The sequence below is a fragment of the Parabacteroides merdae ATCC 43184 genome (assembly GCF_025151215.1).
In the GTDB taxonomy this organism is placed as follows: domain Bacteria; phylum Bacteroidota; class Bacteroidia; order Bacteroidales; family Tannerellaceae; genus Parabacteroides; species Parabacteroides merdae.
Genome location: NZ_CP102286.1, coordinates 1,494,839 through 1,510,524 on the forward strand (window position 1 = coordinate 1,494,839; position 15,686 = coordinate 1,510,524).

Consider the following 15,686-nt stretch of genomic DNA (forward strand, 5'->3'; position numbering starts at 1 on the left):
TGTTATGGGAATCTGCATGGATAGAGAGCGTCACTATTTTTTTCAAAGAGACACAGGAAGGGAAAGATATAGGCAGATATGATTCAGGCACGAATTTCAAAGAAATCCGTGCCTGAAAAAACGTGATGAAACCAGTGACCTATTCGATCGTGCTAATCGTAGAAATCATACCGAACCTTTCGTTATCGTTCAGATTCCAGATCACTTCACCTTTATCATTGATTTCGAATACCTGGGGGCTGTTGGCCTCTACGGCATTCTTGTCATGTCCCTGCCAGTTGCAGACGTACAGGCCGCCATCCTTTGCAGGAAGCAAGCCGGCGACGAAGAACAGGCGGGCTCCTTTGATATCGTTCTCACCGTAACGGCGGGCTACTTCGCCGTTGTCGAGGTTCACTTCCATCAGGGAGTGACCGTCACCACAGGCAACCCAATGGTTCCCGTTAGCCAATGCCAATGTCGTGAAAGGCGTTCCTTCGAGACGGGTGATCTTCACGACTTCGCCTCGCGGAGAGATCTCGCGCACGTCGGAAGTAGCAAAGAGGGGCATCAGGTAGTTACCGCGGGCATTCTTGTTCAGCTGGCGGAACTGGGCATGCGGATGTTCGATGCCTGTCTCATATTCGGTACGCGACAGGATTTCTCCCTTCGGGCTCACCTCCATGATGACAGCCGGATGGCCTACCCAACCCAAAAGATAGTTACCGTCGGGCAACACGCGGGCGGTCTGCATCTCACAGGTATCGGGAGCAGCAATATTCCAGATCTCCTGATGGTTGCGGTCGATCAGCTTCGCACCTCTGGCATAGGCAAAGAGGATATTCCCGTCGGGAGTGGCAACAGCGGAGTTGCATTCCCAACCTTTTTCGAGGGGATGCTCCCACTCTACCTGCTTGGTGTTCTTATCGATGATCACGATCTTGTTCCAGCCGGAACCACCCAACAGCAATTTTTCTGTCTTCTTCTCGCAGGATGTAGCGGTTACCAGCAACAATGCGGAACAGAGATAAGTAAATAATTTATGCATAACTAATAATTTATCAATTTGCAAATGTGCCAATATGCCGGTGAAATACTCCAAATGGAACATTCATTCCATTGGTGCATTGGCATATTGACCCATTAGCACATTATTGTAAATCCTTGAACATTTCGAAACCTTGTTCCGGTGTCAAGCCTTCGTGTACGACAGCGTGTACGGCCTGAATCATGGCGGCAGGGTTTTCGCTCTGGAAGACGTTACGTCCCATATCGACACCGGCAGCACCGTCGTTAACGGCGTTGTAGCAGAGTTCGAGTGCTTCCTTTTCAGGCAGTTTCTTACCTCCGGCGATCACAACGGGAACCGGACAGGCGGCAGCTACCTTTTCGAAACCGTCGCAGTAGTAAGTCTTCACGATAGAAGCACCGTTCTCGGCGCATACGCGCGATGCGAGTGCGAAGTAACGGGAGTCGCGTGCCATCTGTTTGCCGACAGCCGTCACACCCATGACGGGGATGCCATAGCGGTTCCCCATATCGACAGCTTCCACCAGGTTGGCTGCCGTGATGGCTTCCTGTTCGCCGTCGCCGGCAGAGAACATGACTGCCATAGCGGAAGCATTGTAACGGATCGCATCTTCGATATCGATCAAAACGTTACGGTTCAATTCCGTCAGGATCGTAGAACCGGCATCCGAACGGAGGCAGACGGGCTTGTTGATGTTGGCGGGAATGGAAGTCTGCAAGATACCGCGCGTACACATGATACAGTCGGCATATTGTACGAGGGGAACGATATTCAGGTCGATACGTTCCAAACCTGAAGTCGGACCCATGATAAACCCGTGGTCGAATGCCAACATAACGGCACGGCCTGTTTTCGGGTTGAAGATACGAGAGAGGCGGTCTTTCATACCCCAAGAGTAGTTAGACGCACCTTTTACATGAAAATTGTCGAATTGGGAAGTTTGTCCGAAGCCGAAATTATTCGCTTCTCTGAACCCATCCATATCTGCCATAGCTTTTTTCCTTTCTTAATTTTTAATTCTTAATTCTTAATTTCTCAAAGCGCTTGCGCGAACGATTCAAACATGCAACTCCAAGAGGTAGCACCGCTGTCGGCATAACCGACGGAGCGTTCGCCGTAGTTACGGGCACGGCCGAAGTTGGCTTTCATTTCTACGGTCGAAGCAGCACCGGCAAGGGCAGCTTTCGCTCCGGCTTCGAGGATTTCCTTGATATCGTCCGAAGAACATGCCTGGATCGCTTCCACAGCCGGGATCAGGGCGTCCATCATGGTCTTGTCGCCTTTCTGGGCTTTCGTCTGTTTCTGCACGTTGGCAAGACCGCCGGCAAACATAGCTTTCACTCCAGCTGCATCCAGTTCCGTACCGGAAGCATGGTCGCTCATACCTAAGAAGAAAGCCCCCAACAGCGTACTGGTGGAACCGCTTACCTGCAACATGACGTCAAAACCCATATCGTTCAGCATGGTTTTGAACTCCGTTCCTTTCTGGGCCGTAGCCACGATAGCGGACATGGCTGTCACGATTGCCTGGCCGTGGTCGCCGTCACCGATAACAGCGTCCAGTTTAGAAAATTCGTCTTCGCGTTCTTTGATGTTCTTCAAGGCGTTGTCGAGCATCGCCTTGAAGTTTTCGATAGTCAGTTGTTTCATATCTCGTTTATTTACCGATTGTTGTCCAGTAAGGTGCATCAGCACGTTTGTTCTTCAGATAGTCGATATGATCTTCGTCGAGGATAGCCATGATCATCTGGAAACCGGCCTGTTCCTGTACGGTCAGGATTTCCTGAATACGGCTTACGACAACTTGAAGGCCACGGGCTTCCAGTTCCTTGTAGGCCTTACGGAAGATGATGTTCAACTCCATGTGGGTAGTCGCTCCTACGCCGTTGATGATAAGCATCATCTTGTCGCCAGCCTTCGGCTTGAGCTGCTGGCAAAGCAGGTCTACCATCTCGGCAGCCGTATCGTCGGCAGATACAAGCGGTTTCTGTCCGCCACCGCCTTCGCCGTGCTGTCCCATACCGATCTCCATGATGCCCTGGGGCAGGTCGGTGATCGTACCGCCGTTCTGCGGATGCGTACAAGAGCGCATGGCAACGGCCAGAGTAGCGACGTTGTTGTTATAGCGTTCGGCGATTTCGACCAGCTCGTCAAGCGTCTTGCCTTCTTCGGCTGCAGCACCTAATATTTTATACAAAGGCACACAACCGGCCAAGCCGCGACGGTCGTTGATGTCGGCACCGATACCGGCACTGATATCGTCGTGAGTCAGCACTTGTTTCACCTTGATGCCTACACGTTCTGCCAACTGGCAAGCCATGTTCGCACTCATCACGTCGCCGGAGTGGTTCAGGACAACCAACAGGATACCGGCTTCACGCTTCATCAGCTGCAAAGCCTGGAACAGACGCTGTGCACCGGGAGCGGCAAAGATGTCGCCCACGACAGAGCAGTCCAGCATACCTTCGCCTACGAATCCGCTCAATGCGGGTTCATGACCGGAACCGCCCAAAGTCACGATAGCCACTTTGTCTTCGCTCTTCGGATTGGCACGTACGACGATGTTTTCACCACCTAACTTGACCTGGTCCGGATATGCCAATACATAACCTTCCAACAATTCGGGTGTTATCTGTTCGGGATCATTTATAAATTTTGTCTTTATGTCTGACATGGTATATTCCTCCTTTATTTAAGTATGTTATTAATGTTATTATTTGATTTCCATGATTTCGATAGCGATGCCTTCTTCTTCGATGAAAGCGATCGTCAAGTGTTCGTCGCATACGGCCGGGCCGAAGATCACCTTCTTGCCTTTCAACTCTTCCTCCAAAGAAGGAACGGTGTAGGCAATGTGTCCCTGTTTCTGTACCAGTTCGGGCAGACAGCTGCCTTCCTCGAATTTCAGGAATTCGATGCGATTCGGACTTTTGCTATAGTCTGTCAACCATACTTTCAGGCCTTCGTTAAACATAGCCCCTTCTACTTGTTCTGTCGTTACGATACCGACATGATTAAATGTTCTCATGACTAATTAATTTTAAGTGTTCGTACTATTTTTATTCGTTATCAGTTCTCTCAACCTCAAAACATAGATGTTTCGCATTCAAAACACCCATGTTTCGTTTTCAAAACATATATGTTTCACACCTTCGTCTTCCATCTCCTGTACGAAAGGACAGCCAGGACAACGACTACCCCCAAGGCGATATAAAGATAGGTGAATATTCCATGCACATTATCATTTTGACCGTATGAATGCATTCCGCTCAGGAAATAATTGACACCGAAGAAAGTCATCAGCACGGAAGCGAACGCGATCACGGATGCCAGATTGAACAACCAAAGACTATTCCAGCGTTTCACCAAGTGGAGATGAGTCACTACGGCATAGACGACCATCGTGATCAGCGCCCAGGTCTCCTTCGGGTCCCACCCCCAATAACGACCCCAGGACTCATTCGCCCAGACAGCACCGAGGAAAGTGCCGACAGTCATCAGGGCAAGCCCTACCCACAACGCCATCTCACCCACAATACTCAGTTCGGTGATACGGGCTTTCAATATCTCTTTGTTCTTCTTTCCGGCGACGGACATCATCACCATATTGGTCAGCCCGATCAGGCAACTGATACCGAAAAAGCCGTAAGCGGCAACAATGACCGCCACATGGAACATCAGCCACGGCGATTTCAGGACCGGTACGAGCGGATTGATCTCAGGGTCCATCCAGTTCAGACCGGAAACGAAGAGGATGATACCGCCGAACAGGGTGGCCAGCGCGAAGGTGATCGTACTACGGCGCACGAACAACAGTCCGGCAAAGACAGTCGCCCATCCCACATAGACCATCGTCTCGTAGGAATTGCTCCAAGGAGCATAGCCACCGATATACCAGCGCATCCCCATTCCGAACATATGATAATGAAAGACGACCAGTACGCCGGCTCCTAACAGCCATACGGCGACCTTCATCCAGCGGGTCCGGCGGAACAGCATCGCGAAAGAAAGGACCAACAACAGTCCGCCCAAGACCAGATAGCCGATCTTGCAATAGCGGAAGACATCCATCTTGTTATATTTCAATTCGGCCTGCATGCGCTTCGGACTGATATCGAGTGTCTTGTTCTTGGCTTGCTGATAGGTGTCGATCATGCCGACCACTTCATCGGCTTTCGCCCAATCGCCACTCTTCAAGCCCTCCTGCACTTCGCCTAAATACCAGTCGAAAATACGGGAGACGAACATGGAGTCTTTGCCAGTAAAGGCAGAGAGGTCGTCGCCGGGTGCATACCATTTATGATTCGGATCGTCTTCTTTCGGAAAAAGGTTCAGCATCTGGTGATTGATCAGCTGATGGAAGATGTTCAACTGCTCGTCCAGTTTCATCAGGTCCTTGTCGAAACGCGTACGCTGGGCAGGCATCTTGTTATAGGCTTCTTCCAACTTCTCTTGCAACTTGTAGCTGCCGTTACTGTCGAAGGCCTGGATATAGGCACACTCGCCGTCCGTCAGGTCATAATAGGCGGCCAACTCCGGATTGGACAGAGCGATAAAGGGAACGCGCATCCACATATCGGGCATGGCTAAAAGGCTCAAAAGGAACTGGTCAGAGTTCAACTGACCGATCTTATCCGACTTATGGAGCTTACGTAGAATCTCCGAAGAGAAGGTATTGACCGGCATCATACGGCCGCTACCCGACTGGATCGGAAGGGCTCCGAAGAGGGCAGCATGTTCCGGGCTCACCGCATATTTCTGCACGGCATCGAGCATCGGGGAAGCCTTCCCGCCGGCATTTACGGACAGGGGAACGGCAAGGAGCGCAAGCAACAGGACCGTTACGTTGGTCGCCTTGCGCAATTCTTTCAGGCGGCGGCTCTGACGCATGAAGCGGGAATCCTTACCGACCAGGCAAAGGATCAGGCCGATGACCAGCAACAGATATCCGGTGTAGGTGATGTTCCGCCCCGCCACGTCGCGGTTGACGGAAAGGATGGTCCCGTGTTCGTCCTGGTCATAGGAGGCCTGGAAGAAACGGTAGCCTTTTACATCCAATACGTTATTCATAAAGATCCGCTCTTCGCGGTCTTCCCCATCCACATGGACGATCACTTCACTCTCGTAGGAAGAGGGACTGGCGGAACCGGGATAGCGGGTTAAGGTGAATTTCTTCAGTTCAACGGAAAAAGGCAGGGTATGAAAGGTCGTGTTATCGGAAGTGCGGACAGCAATCTGGTTGCTTGTCTCCCCTTCACGCAGATGCAAAATTCCTTCTTCGCCGAAAAGGAAAGAGGTCAAGGCGCCGAGAAGGATGATGATAAAGGCGAAATGAGTCAGCATCAGTCCCCATTTGCCGCGTTTCAGGTATTGGTGTTTGATCGTAGCCGCAATAAAATTAACAACTAAAAGGAATTGGAGCAGAAAAAACAGGGGGGAATAATAAACCATTGCTTTGGCTGTCGCTGTACCGTGATACTTTTCGATGAAAGTGGCAACGGCCAGGCCAAAGGCATAAATCAGTAACAGGACGATCGTCGTTACAAAGGAGGAGAAAAATCTTTCGAGATTTGTTTTCATTTACTTTTTTATTAGAGTTCACAGATGCGGCAAATGTACGCAGATTAATCGTTTGATGAAATAACCGGTGGCAATCTGCCACATCTGTGTCCTCTATTAGTTGATAGATATCATCTATACCTTTTCATTATCAATCTTCAATGATCATACGGAAGCCGACGTTGAACACACGCTGGTACGGATAGTAAGCCTTACGCGTATGGGAAGCCGCATATTTCGGACGGTCGATATAAGAACCGCCGCGGGCCACCTTGTATTCGGATGTCTCTTTCGTCTTCTCATTGTACGGATACGATACATAGTCGGAACGGGTCCATTCGGCTACGTTTCCGTGCATGCTGTACAGACCGAAGGGATTGGCCTCATAAGCCTTGCCGCCGACCTGGACCAGGTTACCGTCGTCCACGCTCTCTTCTTTCGGAAGGAAGGTATAGTACTTGTACCACGGGTTGGTCTTCGCCATCGGCTGCGGGTCTACACCGTAAACGGCAAACAACAGCGTTGTCTTGTCCGCCAAATTGTCCTTCTTGCCGAAGTCCGCATGCATGTCGCCATACCAGAAGTCCTGGTCGCTACCGGCGCGGCAAGCCCACTCCCACTGTGCTTCTGTCGGAAGCGTGATCTTGAGACCGGTCTTTTCGCTCAGTTTCCGGCAGAATTCCATAGCATCGTTGTAGCTGACACGGATAACAGGCTGTTCCGGTTTATTGGCCGGATATCCCTGAACCACGTGGTCTTTCCACTGCTGATCGACGAAACGGCTGTCGTGATCCGGGAAGACAACGTTGAACTGTTCGTTCGTCGTTTCCAGCTCGGCCATCCAGAAGGCTTTGTCGATCTTCACCTTGGCAGTCGGATAAGCATCCGGTTCGCCACGGTAACTACCCATCACGAATTCACCGGCCGGGATACGGACGAAATTGACTTTCACACCCGGAGCGATCTCAACCACCTTACGGGTTTCCTTCTCCTTAGCCAGCATTTCCTTGATCCGGTCAGCACCGAAAGGCCAACCTTTCACCTTCAAGGTCTTTTCCTTTACAGGAGCGGCCTTTTCAGGCATTACCGGGGTGATCGGGCCTTGTTTCTTCAGGTAGTCGGCATAGTCGGCGATTTCTTTCTTCCAGTCGACACCGGCTCCGTTCGCATACTTGTCGGTCAATTCCTTACGACGCTTGATCTGGTCGAATCCCTTATAAGGAAGATCAGTCAATACGTTCGCATTGAAATAACCCTTGTCGGGAGCGTTGTAGTCGATCCAGTTATAAAGCGTCTTCCATTCCTTATCGGTCAGTTTCACGTTGTGATGGCCTTTCTTCAGCAAGCGTACCAATTCGCTCGTGTTGGGATGATATTCGTACGGCTGCAAAACGACCATGTCGCCTTCGCCTCCCTGACGATGCACATACGGATGCAAGTTCAGATAAGACGTGCCATAACCTAGCTTGTCTTTCTTTCCACCCCGCAGGTCGAACGCTTTTCCTTCACCGTTATGACAAGCAATACAAGCGCGGTCCAGGATCGGCTGCACTTCCAGGTCAAACGTGAAAGAGCGTGTACCGCCTTCGGGCAGAGTCAAAGCAGACGGAGCTTTCTGCGAAGCGATCACACGTTTCGGGATCGCGATCTGGTTCTGGTCTTCATGACAACCGATACAGGAAACCACTTCGCCCGGCTGACCGGTCACCCAGCTTCGCATCCACTGGATAGCCACGCCGTCCTTATCCAAAGGCTGGATGGAGATCGGTGTATTGGCAGGAGCCTTGAAGATCACGGAACCGTCTTCTTCGACAGGAACCGTCCCCAACATACGCTTGATATCCCAACCGGACTGGATTCCATGCCAGTTATGGTCGGAACGAGTCTTTACATACGCATATTCGTAAGCATGCAGACGCAGAGACTTGACCGTTCCGCGAGGAATACCTTTCAGACCTTCTCCTTCGTAGATATCCTGAATAAAGAAGGTCGCTTCCTTTTCATTCAGTTTCACACGGTCGGGAATGGACGGAGGAGTCTTTGTCTTGCGCACCAGGATCGGGCTGATATAGCCTTCGCCTTCTGCCTGCATCAGACAGGTCACGTTGTCGTAGACGTCCACCAGATAGAGTCCCCACAAGGCATGCGGGTCCAACTTGGCTGCAACCAGGAAGTATTTGTCGTTCAGCGGAGTCGGTTTGATGAACTGCGGCCATACACCGTTTACCAGCTGGTCCTTGATTTCTTCTTTGATCGGACGGTTACGGTGAGGGATTTCCTGTACCATACCGGCTGTGCTCTTACGTCCCTTGGTCGGATCGAAGATGATCATACGGCCTGAACGTGCCACACCGTGGTGGCCGGAGATGATACCGACGAACGCCGAACCGTGGCCGGGCAACGGCTGCACGTCGAACGTACTGTTCGGGAACATCGCACCGCTACCGTAGAGGGCTTTGTTTTCCGTTCCGTCCGGGTTCATGTGCATTACGATACGGGAATAGTAGTGGGTCAGGTCGGTGTACTCCCAGCGGGTGTACATCACGCGGCCGTTATTCATGATGACCGGATTCCAGTTGGCATCCTGGTCGAATGTCAGGCGGCGCATGCTCTTGTCCTTCGGGTCATACAGCACCATGTTACCTACCGCATCGCTACCGTTCACACAAGGAACACCCTGGTAACCGATGTTGGAGATAGCGATCACACGACCGTCGGGCAGGTAAGTACCATCGTAGAACTCCAGATCCGGCTCGTCGTTTTCCACAAGCGGCTTGAAGCCTGTCCCATCCAGATTCACTTCATAGATGTTCCAGCGCTTGTCGTCCTGTGTCTGTGTGAACATCACACGGTCACCGTCCCAATGCAGTTTCAGGTCAGCGATGGAAGAACCGTTTTTCGGTTTGTAGACCTGACGCATCTGTATATCGCCACGCAGATTGGAGAGTTCGACGATCTCGGCATCGAAGCCCTCACGACCGGCAGATTCCTGGTTACTCCAGTTATTGGCCTGAGTCCCCAAGGAAGGAGTCATGATCTGGTGTGCCTTTGAACCTACCTTGAAACGGGCTGCCACGATCTTGTCGGCATCCAGCAACGGGTTAGCCAGCAAGATGGCACGTTTGCATTCCAATGCTTTCTTGGCATCGGCGATAGCCTGTTCGTCACCGTTATAGATGCCTTTGAAACCTTTCTTTTCGAGCCGTACCAGTTCGTTCAGCATCGGTTCGTATTTGGCGGCGTCGTAGCCTTTCTGCTTTTTCATATCGGCGAAAGCCAATTTGACAGCCTCGACGTTCAGCCATTCCAAATCGCTCTGAAGCGTGTACAGCTCCTGTACTTTCTCAACCAGTTCGAGATATTTGCGTATCTGTGTATTGAGATCTTTTTCGTTTGCGATCTGCTTTGCCACATTCGAATAGTAGGCTCCGTCCTTCAATCGGGCGATCGCATTATCCGCAGCCTGCTTTTCGACTGAGGCATCCGGGGTGATCAACCAGGTATCCAGGCCGTCCAGTACCGCACCCAGCATACCGATTTCTTCCGGATACTTGTTGTTCAATTCTTCCGCCACAAAGGTCGGAACCGTATTCAATGCCTGGAAAAACACACTTCCGCCACTTGAAGTATCATCGATACCGACTTCGGCTTCGAAACGGACATACTGGCCACCCACCGGGTATACCAACGTGCCGTTCGCATGGCAGAACACACCGTGTTTGTATTCCTTTCCAGCAATAACGATCTCATGATCGTATGCATTCGTGTTCATCTTGGGTTTTGCCCAACCGGCAACACCGTATTCATAAGGAACTTCGTCCAACCATACGGCTGTACCATCGGCTTTGATCAAACGGGCATTCGCCCATACAGCCTGGTCGTAATCCGTACCATCGGGACCACCGGCCGTTACAAGCACCAGCTTATCCACGCCTTTCAAGTCTACCACGAAAGGTTCGGCTTTCGCCTTATGCTTCATCCAGGTAGAAACGATCGGCATTCCGGATTTCTTCAGCTTTGCCTGTAATTCCGTTTTGGCTTTGACTGAAGCATCAATCCACGTTTCCGCCTTCTTCTGCTTGGGGCCGGCAGACACCATAACAGAAGAGGACAGAAAGAGTGATACTAATAAATAGTATTTGTTCATGTAATAAATTATAAGGTGTTTATTACTTATTATAACGCAGCTTTCGTGTTGGTGAAGCGCAAGCCGTCATTATCGTGGTAGCATGCCCATTCATCAACAATAGCACCTTCAGGACCAGCCATCATAAAGTGGAATGTTTCCAGTTTTTTCAGGCGAAGAACATCACCTACATTCTGTACGACGAAATTTTTGCTCTTGATCGCACCGTGGGTAGCGGGGATAGCAGGAGCGTTCGGAGTCTCGTCGCCTACTTCAGAGAAGTTGTAAACCCATCCCTTTTCTACCATCCAGGATTCATGTTTAGCCGGGAATTTGGTCTTTACATGCGCATGTTCGGGGATCATCTGTCCCGGAAGCAGGTAGATCGCGTGAGCGAAGTAGCCGTATTCAGGATCGTTGACCCAGAAAATACCACCCATACCCACGTTTTCAAAATCACCCAGACCGAAATCAGTCACCCACATGTCCTTAGCCATCAGTTCGGTGAAAGGAACACCGTAGAAAGCGAACATGTCTTTCATTGCTTCCATAGCAACATCCTGTTGGAACTTGCCGTCTTTGTAGAAATCGGCATTTGTGTACTTCTTTGAATACTTCATTTCTTTATTAATTTTACAGTTAGCATTGTTGTTACATTCATTCTTGCAGTCGTTTCCGCACTGTTCGGTGCATTGTCCTTCGCCTGCCGCTGCGCAACAGGTAGCCTCGCCAGTAGATGTTTTGCCGTTACATGCAGCCATCGAAAGCAGGAGGGCTCCCATAGCGGCCGATTTCATAAGATTCTTTTTCATTTTTTCTCTTGTTTATTTAGTTAGTAATATTTGTTCTGTACCTATTTCCTACCGGAGAAACTTTGTTTCCATAGGGTGAAACGACTGTTTCCATACGAGGAAACTTTTGTTTGATGCCTATGAAACGTTTACTCGATGGCGATCCCTTCTATTTCGATCAATAACTCATCCCGGCAAACGTCCGCCCACATATAAGATATGGGGATATTCAAATTATATCCTTCCAGCAGTTCGCGTGCCTCTTCATAGAAGGATTTCTCTTTCAGATAGACACGCAGCATTTTCAGTTTCGCCTTACCAATCAGCTGGCCGATGTTTTCCATCGTGATATGGAGCTGGCGTCCGAGCCCTACTCCAACCAGGCTTTCCTCCCCGCGGATAGCTGCCGTACCGGAAATATAAACGATCCGCCGGTCATCGAAAGTCATGCTTTTGGCCCGTTCGAACTTCGGAGTGGCTTTCTTCTGCTGGGCAGCTTCGAGGACCTGGTCCGAATAGGCGTGGGCGGCTATCTGCAATTTATTGTCGATCGGGGTGGCATAGCATTCGGAACGGGCGAACACGGCCGCATCCAAATCGACCAGTATGCCTCCCAAGTTGGCCCCGATACCGGTAGCAGCCGGATAACCGTTGCTCCAGTCCGTCTTTCCATAGAAATCGGCACGGGCGTTGTTGAACATCTGGTAATGCTGGTCCGGCCCGTCGAAGCGGGTGATCTGCTCGATGTAGTTCCACTGACGGATGATGCAGTTTACGGGGAAGCCTTCCCGGCGCATCACCTCTCCCATCATGTGGAATACTTCGGCGGACTGTTGCTGGATACCGAAGTTTATCACATCCCCATGGAGGCCACCGGCAAAGAGGAAACGGCCATCGGCATTTTCCAGTACGACATACGGGAAGCCGCCGTGACGGCGGAAGGTGATATGATCGTCTTCGTCCGCTTTGTAGCTATGGACTTCCAAGATAAGTCCGGCATTCAGAGGTGGCTGGGAAACATAACTCAATACCGGTTCATGATTCCCATAAAACTTACGGATTTTCTCACGCAGCATGATGCGACGGGAAACGTATTGTTCGTTGTCGTTCGGCATGCCGAAGAATGCCAAACGGAGAATCTGTTCGTCTTGAGGCAACTGTGCCAGCAGGGCGTCTACCATTTCACCGAAAGTAGCCAGTCCGGTCGTATAAATATTATAATGTATTTTATCGCAATAGTTCATAAAGAGTTCACATATTCGGTTAATGCTTCGATATCTTTCTCTGAAACTTTCTTCTCGATGCCGTGTTTATGGACACTGAACACTTCCTTCATGGTAACGGCACGTCCGTCGAACAAATAAGGAGCCGTACGCCACACTTCACGCAAAGTCGGAGTATCCCAACCTTTTTCGAACTCTATATCCTCACCTATGCGGTGGTATTTCATATCCGTATAATAAACACCGCTATGGCATTCCCCGCATTTCAGCTTTTCGAAAACCTTTTGCCCTTCCTTTGCCAAATCAGACAGCTCGCCATTCACCAAGTAAGGACTGGGCACGGGACGAAGTGATTTCAAATAGGCATCCACACAAACAGCATCTTCTTCCGAAACTTCAAAAAACTGGATGAAGTTGAATCCTGCCCGCACAGCCCGTTCCGCATGTTCACGGATACCGGAAATCATGTTGGGAGGAGTCACATGACTAAAGAGCATGCTCTTGCAGTTCTTGGAGTTGCCGACACCGTCGTTCATCAAGTCCCAGTTCATGCCATCCGTTCGTCCGTCTCCCGGATGGCAGCCATTACAACTCTGCCAATTCTGGAAGCAGTGCGAAGCATCGTTGAAGTAGCGTTCACCCTTGTTTTCAGCCGTTTCTTCACGTCCGGGATTCAGTTCGACAGACGTCACTTCGTTCGTATTGATATCCATGATGTTCAGGATATCGGCAAAGTAAGTCGGGATAATCAGCTTGTCACCGTTCAGGATCATATTGCGAGGACCGTTCCCCTCCAGCGGGATACGTTCGCGGAGGCCATACAAGAAAGTCAGGTCGTAGTCCAACACCGCCTTATTGGGATAGTTCAGGAATTTCTCCAACATCGCCTTATGGTCAATCACGCTGATCTCGTGCGTTCCCGAATGGGAGATGAAAACAGACTCGTCGTTGCAGGCAATGCTCCAGATACCGGCCGCACCCCGTTCGGGTTCATCCACGACGATGGCTCCCAGGAACTCCTGCTTGTCGACATCGATCACGCTAAAAGCACTCGTGTTCATCCATCCCTGCTGCAATTGAGATGTAGGGACGGTGAAACGCCCCAAGTTGTGCGATACATATATATATTTGCCGTCGGGAGTTATACAGATTCCCCGAAGGGCATTGCTTCCGTTTGCCAACTGGATGTCCTTCACCTTCGTGAAGCCATCCATTTCGATGACGGATACACAGGCGGCCACATAATCGAGATCAGCCCGCTGTGCAGGAAGGAAGTTCGTGACGAACATATATTTGCCGTCCTTGCTGAACACGGCGGACTTCGGTTCGCGCAATACCTTCACCGTACGCATCACCTTCCGCGCAACCGGATCGATTTCGGAAATCGTGGTCTGGAACTGGTTACATACATATATATGCTTCTTGTCCGGACCGAACATCGGATGACATGCTCCCGAACCGGTCGGAATAGAAGCCTCCACCCTGCCCGATTCGAGCGAGAGGATCTGTAAATGGCCTGTCGTTCCGAATGTAGTCACATATGCCTTGTCGCCATCCAAAAGGATACCCGTAGGCGCTTCGTCCATCGGGAAAGAACGCAACAATGTCTTGCCATCAGGCGAAAAAACATCCACCCGCTTTACTCCTTTATCTGTCATCAGCAACTCACCTTTGGCGTTCGCCACGACATCTGTCGGGAAGAACGGTGGGTTGCCTGCTGAAGCAAAGGAGATGCAACAGCAGGCAAAACAAGCCACCAGTGAGTTTTTAAACATGTATTTTCGTGTGTTCATGGTATATTATATTTTTTTTGCTTTACTATATCCCAACTCAAGAGAAATCGTCTGGGCCACTTTCCTTATACAGTCTGCCGAAACACGTACGACCTCTTTCGACAGCCGGTCCTTAGGGCCTGAAATCCAAATTGCCCCGCAAGGATAACCCGTATAATTAAAGATAGGCGCTCCGATGCAAATCACACCGTTCAGTTCTTCCTCATTATCCATGGCATAACCCAATTTCCGGACCTTTTCAAGTTCCTCCAGATAAGCGTCACGTGTAGTAATAGTCCGGGCGTTGTAGCGTGTAAATTCCATATAAGACAAATATCGGTCCCGGACTGTATTCGGCAAATAAGCCATGATCGCCTTTCCCGGAGCCGAACAATGCAAATCGAAAGGTTTTCCCGGCGAGAGGATAAAACGGAACGTATGATGTCCCTGCGCCTGCTCGATAAAGATACCTTTCCGGTCCCCCAGCACGCCGAAGCATGCCGTCTCTTTCACTTGGTCGCGCAAATCGCGCAAACGAGGCAAAACAGTTTCCAGCAAATTGTGTTCATTCAACGATCTGAATCCCAAAGTTAGTAATTTACGGGATAACTTGTACCTTTTTGTGTCTTCATTATAGATCAAATAATCCAGACGGACCAACGTATTTAAAATACGGTAGGCCGTAGTCTGTGAAATATCAAGGGCGGACTTGATATCCTGAAGCGTCTCACCCTGGGTGTGAAGCGACAAGTACTCAAGTACAGCGATCCCTTTTTCGAGATTCGGAACCTTGTAGTTCTCTTCTGCTTTTTCCATATTTGGAATAACGCTTTCCATATTTGAAATATTGTTTCAGATTTGAATCAAATATAAAAGAGAGCGCATAAATGCAAGCAGGATGTTTGTAAAAATTAGTTAAGTATGTCGTAAAACACATTATAGTTGAAAGGTGAAAGTGAAAATGCAAATAGCAACGCGAAGCAACTTTCAACTCTTCTTGTAGCTGACGATGGCCAGTATGTTAAAGAACACTACGAACAGGTAGATGATCCCCCTATTGCCCACCGACATCAACCCATATACAAGCCAGGCGATACAGGTACCTGTCGTGAGCAGGATAAAACCAATAATCCAATAATGTTCCAATATGTCTGACACACGCATCAAAAGCAATATAAAAAAACAGGAGCGCAACAGCTACACTCC

The 15,686-nt window shown here is 50.0% G+C and carries 12 protein-coding genes; all 12 read right to left on the minus strand.

The features are described from left to right. Positions 1-139: 139 nt before the first annotated feature. The 12 genes from NQ542_RS06125 to NQ542_RS06180 all read right to left on the minus strand — a co-directional run bounded on the left by NQ542_RS06125 (position 140) and on the right by NQ542_RS06180 (position 15,638). A complete protein-coding gene (locus NQ542_RS06125; protein ID WP_039850023.1) occupies positions 140-1,027 on the minus strand; it encodes a beta-propeller domain-containing protein in 888 nt (295 codons plus the stop codon). Positions 1,028-1,130: 103 nt separating this feature from the next. Then, positions 1,131-2,000, minus strand: a complete 870-nt coding sequence (lsrF, locus tag NQ542_RS06130) for a 3-hydroxy-5-phosphonooxypentane-2,4-dione thiolase (RefSeq protein ID WP_005638299.1) — start codon at positions 1,998-2,000, stop codon at positions 1,131-1,133. A 44-nt stretch (positions 2,001-2,044) separates the two neighbouring features. Then, entirely contained in the window at positions 2,045-2,659 is a 615-nt protein-coding gene (locus NQ542_RS06135) for a DAK2 domain-containing protein (RefSeq protein WP_039850024.1), read from the minus strand. 7 nt (positions 2,660-2,666) lie between these two features. Beyond that, positions 2,667-3,683, minus strand: coding sequence for a dihydroxyacetone kinase subunit DhaK (locus NQ542_RS06140; RefSeq protein WP_005638301.1), 1,017 nt, complete (start codon positions 3,681-3,683; stop codon positions 2,667-2,669). A gap of 39 nt (positions 3,684-3,722) precedes the next feature. Then, positions 3,723-4,037 (minus strand): hypothetical protein, encoded by a 315-nt coding sequence (locus NQ542_RS06145; protein WP_005638302.1) that lies wholly within the window; start codon positions 4,035-4,037, stop codon positions 3,723-3,725. A 116-nt stretch (positions 4,038-4,153) separates the two neighbouring features. Beyond that, positions 4,154-6,589 (minus strand): cytochrome c biogenesis protein CcsA, encoded by a 2,436-nt coding sequence (ccsA, locus tag NQ542_RS06150; RefSeq protein ID WP_005638303.1) that lies wholly within the window; start codon positions 6,587-6,589, stop codon positions 4,154-4,156. A 130-nt stretch (positions 6,590-6,719) separates the two neighbouring features. Next, complete coding sequence (locus NQ542_RS06155; protein WP_005642801.1) at positions 6,720-10,715, minus strand: SUMF1/EgtB/PvdO family nonheme iron enzyme; 3,996 nt, start codon at positions 10,713-10,715, stop codon at positions 6,720-6,722. Between the two features lie 29 nt (positions 10,716-10,744). Next, positions 10,745-11,506 carry a cupin domain-containing protein gene (locus tag NQ542_RS06160; protein ID WP_005638305.1) on the minus strand — a complete coding sequence of 254 codons (762 nt, stop codon included), beginning with the start codon at positions 11,504-11,506 and terminating at the stop codon, positions 10,745-10,747. A 128-nt stretch (positions 11,507-11,634) separates the two neighbouring features. Continuing rightward, the gene (locus tag NQ542_RS06165; RefSeq protein ID WP_005638306.1) at positions 11,635-12,729 is read right to left on the minus strand and encodes a chorismate transformation enzyme, FkbO/Hyg5 family; all 1,095 of its coding nucleotides are present in this window, start codon (positions 12,727-12,729) and stop codon (positions 11,635-11,637) included. After that, positions 12,726-14,501: a YncE family protein gene (locus tag NQ542_RS06170; RefSeq protein ID WP_005638308.1), complete on the minus strand. Its 1,776-nt coding sequence runs from the start codon at positions 14,499-14,501 to the stop codon at positions 12,726-12,728. The genes NQ542_RS06165 and NQ542_RS06170 overlap by 4 nt, the downstream gene beginning before the upstream one ends. A 6-nt stretch (positions 14,502-14,507) precedes the next feature. Next, positions 14,508-15,317, minus strand: a complete 810-nt coding sequence (locus tag NQ542_RS06175; RefSeq protein ID WP_005638309.1) for an IclR family transcriptional regulator — start codon at positions 15,315-15,317, stop codon at positions 14,508-14,510. 150 nt (positions 15,318-15,467) lie between these two features. After that, complete coding sequence (locus NQ542_RS06180) at positions 15,468-15,638, minus strand: hypothetical protein (protein ID WP_224204891.1); 171 nt, start codon at positions 15,636-15,638, stop codon at positions 15,468-15,470. Between the last annotated feature and the right edge of the window lie 48 nt (positions 15,639-15,686).

Excerpts from the sequence above, each read along its gene's own strand:
- lsrF (WP_005638299.1), bottom strand. The coding sequence starts at position 2,000 with ATGGCAGATATGGATGGGTTCAGAGAAGCGAATAATTTCGGCTTCGGA.
- NQ542_RS06135 (WP_039850024.1), bottom strand. The coding sequence starts at position 2,659 with ATGAAACAACTGACTATCGAAAACTTCAAGGCGATGCTCGACAACGCC.
- NQ542_RS06175 (WP_005638309.1), bottom strand. The coding sequence starts at position 15,317 with ATGGAAAGCGTTATTCCAAATATGGAAAAAGCAGAAGAGAACTACAAG.
- NQ542_RS06145 (WP_005638302.1), bottom strand. The coding sequence starts at position 4,037 with ATGAGAACATTTAATCATGTCGGTATCGTAACGACAGAACAAGTAGAA.
- NQ542_RS06165 (WP_005638306.1), bottom strand. The coding sequence starts at position 12,729 with ATGAACTATTGCGATAAAATACATTATAATATTTATACGACCGGACTG.
- NQ542_RS06170 (WP_005638308.1), bottom strand. The coding sequence starts at position 14,501 with ATGAACACACGAAAATACATGTTTAAAAACTCACTGGTGGCTTGTTTT.
- ccsA (WP_005638303.1), bottom strand. The coding sequence starts at position 6,589 with ATGAAAACAAATCTCGAAAGATTTTTCTCCTCCTTTGTAACGACGATC.
- NQ542_RS06140 (WP_005638301.1), bottom strand. The coding sequence starts at position 3,683 with ATGTCAGACATAAAGACAAAATTTATAAATGATCCCGAACAGATAACA.
- NQ542_RS06155 (WP_005642801.1), bottom strand. The coding sequence starts at position 10,715 with ATGAACAAATACTATTTATTAGTATCACTCTTTCTGTCCTCTTCTGTT.
- NQ542_RS06160 (WP_005638305.1), bottom strand. The coding sequence starts at position 11,506 with ATGAAAAAGAATCTTATGAAATCGGCCGCTATGGGAGCCCTCCTGCTT.
- NQ542_RS06125 (WP_039850023.1), bottom strand. The coding sequence starts at position 1,027 with ATGCATAAATTATTTACTTATCTCTGTTCCGCATTGTTGCTGGTAACC.